A 2,871-nucleotide genomic window follows, 5' to 3' on the forward strand; every position below is an offset into this window, starting at 1 on the left:
ATGCAAAAAAAACGTCCCAAGGTCCAGCATGGCGAGCAACTTAAAAACTTCGTCCGTTCCCATGTAGCGTCCCATCGCTATTGAAGCCCCCAGAGAAAGTCCTCCCACAATCGCGCTCAAGTAAAGGACAACGCGCCCCAAAAGCGATCCGAGAGTTTCCCCAAGCACAGCTAACGGATTATCTGGATCTGCAGGCATACAGGCATCTTTATCTTGCAGCCGCTCCCTATCCTCGACAAGCCCACACCACCTCATTCCTTCTCCTCACACAAGACACCACACCGTCACCGCATGCGGCGATCCCCGCACATCTTCAGGAGGCGACTCTTCATGAAAATAAAGAGCAGCCCGCCAGACGTCCTTCGCCCATTTTTTCAACGTCTCCACATTCACCCGTGTAGCATTCGTCGAAAGCAACATCGCCCCTCCTTCCACTAATAATGGCTTTGCAAGCTCTATTAACTTCCGATACATCACCTCAGCCCTCAGCAACCTCCCCCCTGCTCCGTGCGCGAACGTAGGAGGATCCAAAATAATCGCATCAAATTGCATCCCGCGCCGTTTCAAGCGTGGTAGACACGCTACCACATCATCCACATAAAAATGATGCTCCGATGGATCCAGTCCGTTTAACCTAAAATTCTCTTTCGCCCAATCCAACGCCTTCCTTGAAAGATCTATGCTCCACGTCTCAGCACCTTTCAAAGCTGCCACCACGCTGAACGAGCCCGTGTAAGCAAAAAGATTCAACACACGCTCCGGTTTCCTCTCAGCCAAAAATCTTCGATTATTCCGTTGATCCAAAAAAAACCCGACCGAGTAGCCAGAAAAATCCAGCTTGTAACGCACTCCCCACTCGCTCGCTTCATGCGTCTTCTCCTCCTGCATCCCTCCTGCTTTTAGGCAACGCATACCGTCAGTGCCTCGCGGACTTACTTGGCGTAGTCGCCCATACACCGCTTCAATCTCGCAGCCAAGCATCGCCCCTCGGTCAAGCAACGCCCGCTCTAGCCGCTCGATCTCGGCTGCTGAAGTCGCTGAAATCACTGCTACGCTTCCATAGCGATCAATCCAAGCCTGCTCAGAAGCGTAAAGTCGACAAATCGTCGTGCCGCATCGTTCGTAGAACGCAATTCGATCCCGCGCTAACCACCTGCCGCGATCGCTTCCCTCCCTATTTTTTGGCCGCGGCCATTCTTTGCTTCGTCTCTTCAAGAATTTTGTCGTAGAGAGCTGAGTCCGCCTTTAACACCTGCTGTGCAGCATCGCGGCCTTGCGCAATTTGGTCGCCTTTGAAATAAAGCCATGCTCCTTTCTTCTCCAACACTCCAAGATCCACAGCCAAATCGATCAAGGCTCCTTCACGAGCGATTCCCTGATTGTAAAGAATGTCGAACTCACACTCCGTAAAAGGTGGAGCCACCTTATTCTTCACAATTTTAATCTTTGTGCGACTGCCGAGCACAGTGCCATCTGCCTCTTTAATAGTATTGACGCGGCGAATGTCGATTCTCACCGATGCATAAAATTTAAGTGCTTTGCCGCCTGGCGTTGTCTCAGGGTTCCCAAACATCACCCCGATTTTGTCTCGAAGCTGATTTGTAAAGATACAGACTGTCTTGGCACGGCTCACCAAAGCCGTCAGTTTTCGCAACGCTGCACTCATCAAACGGGCTTGTGTTCCGACCGTTGCATCTCCGATCTGACCCTCTAGCTCGGCTTTAGTCGTCAAAGCCGCGACAGAGTCGATCACAATCACATCGATTGCATTTGATTTAATCAAGGTCTCCGCAATGTTAAGAGCTTCTTCTCCGGAATCAGGCTGGGAGACGAGAAGCTCGCTCATATTCACGCCGAGTTTGCCCGCATACGTCGGATCCAAGGCATGCTCCACATCGATAAAGGCTGCGACACCGCCCATTTTTTGAGCCTGCGCGACGACTGTCAACGCGAGGGTCGTTTTACCCGACGATTCAGGACCAAATATCTCGATGATACGGCCGCGAGGGAAACCCCCTACGCCCAATGCATGGTCAATCGGCAGGCATCCTGTAGGAATCACCTCGATATGTAGCTTCGCTTCGGCATCGCCAAGCCGCATGATCGCTCCTTCGCCGTATTGTTTCGCAATGGCTTGAAGCGCGAGTTGTAAATTTTTGTTTTTAATTCCGCTAGCTTCAGGGGTGGAAGCAGAAGAAAGTTCAGAGGACTTAGATTCGAGATTCTTAGACGGCATGCTCTATCAAATTGCCGATCGAGGCGTGAACGACAAGCCTTATCCTCGCGGCTCAGATTTTGCTTTCGGCACGCTTGCGTTGCGTCGCATTGAGTATCTTCTTGCGCAATCGCAAGCTAGTAGGTGTGACTTCGACATATTCATCGTCTGCGATATATTCCAATGCTCTCTCGAGGCTCATTTTAAGCGGAGGTGCGAGCTGTATCCCTTTGCCTTCCCCTTGAGAGCGCATGTTAGTCAGGTGTTTCGTCTTACAAGGATTCACCGTCATATCGTCAGGACGCGAATTTTGGCCGATGATCATCCCCTCGTATACAGGTTCTCCCGGCCCGATAAAGAGCGTGCCACGCTCTTGGATGCTATCCAGGGCGTAGGCGGTGGATTCGCCTGACTCCATAGAGACTAATACGCCCGCTTGGCGGGTGGCGATTTCACCGCGTTTGATTTCGTAGGCCTTGAATAGATGGCTCATTACTCCTGTGCCGCGAGTCAGGTTCATCAAATCCGTCTCAAAGCCGATCAATCCTCGTGTGGGAATGGAAGCTTCGAGCGTAACGTTATTCCCCACATGATTCATGTGTGTGATCTCTGCTTTTCGATTGGCTAAGTTTTGGAGGACGTCGCCGAGTGAATCG

Annotated in this window: 4 protein-coding genes; all 4 read right to left on the minus strand. The window is 51.4% G+C overall.

All coding sequences use genetic code 11. From position 1 onward, the window contains the following. A partial coding sequence (locus NZM04_06650; GenBank protein ID MCS7063706.1) for a hypothetical protein occupies positions 1–198 on the minus strand: 198 nt, incomplete at its 3' end. Positions 199–264: 66 nt separating this feature from the next. Further along, positions 265–1,215: a class I SAM-dependent methyltransferase gene (locus NZM04_06655; protein ID MCS7063707.1), complete on the minus strand. Its 951-nt coding sequence runs from the start codon at positions 1,213–1,215 to the stop codon at positions 265–267. Then, positions 1,175–2,167 carry a recombinase RecA gene (gene recA / locus NZM04_06660; protein MCS7063708.1) on the minus strand — a complete coding sequence of 331 codons (993 nt, stop codon included), beginning with the start codon at positions 2,165–2,167 and terminating at the stop codon, positions 1,175–1,177. The genes NZM04_06655 and recA overlap by 41 nt, the downstream gene beginning before the upstream one ends. Positions 2,168–2,288: 121 nt before the next feature. Next, positions 2,289–2,871 (minus strand): translational GTPase TypA (locus NZM04_06665; GenBank protein ID MCS7063709.1); only part of this gene is annotated, 583 nt, incomplete at its 5' end.

Source organism: Candidatus Methylacidiphilales bacterium, from assembly GCA_025056655.1.
Taxonomy (GTDB): domain Bacteria; phylum Verrucomicrobiota; class Verrucomicrobiia; order Methylacidiphilales; family JANWVL01; genus JANWVL01.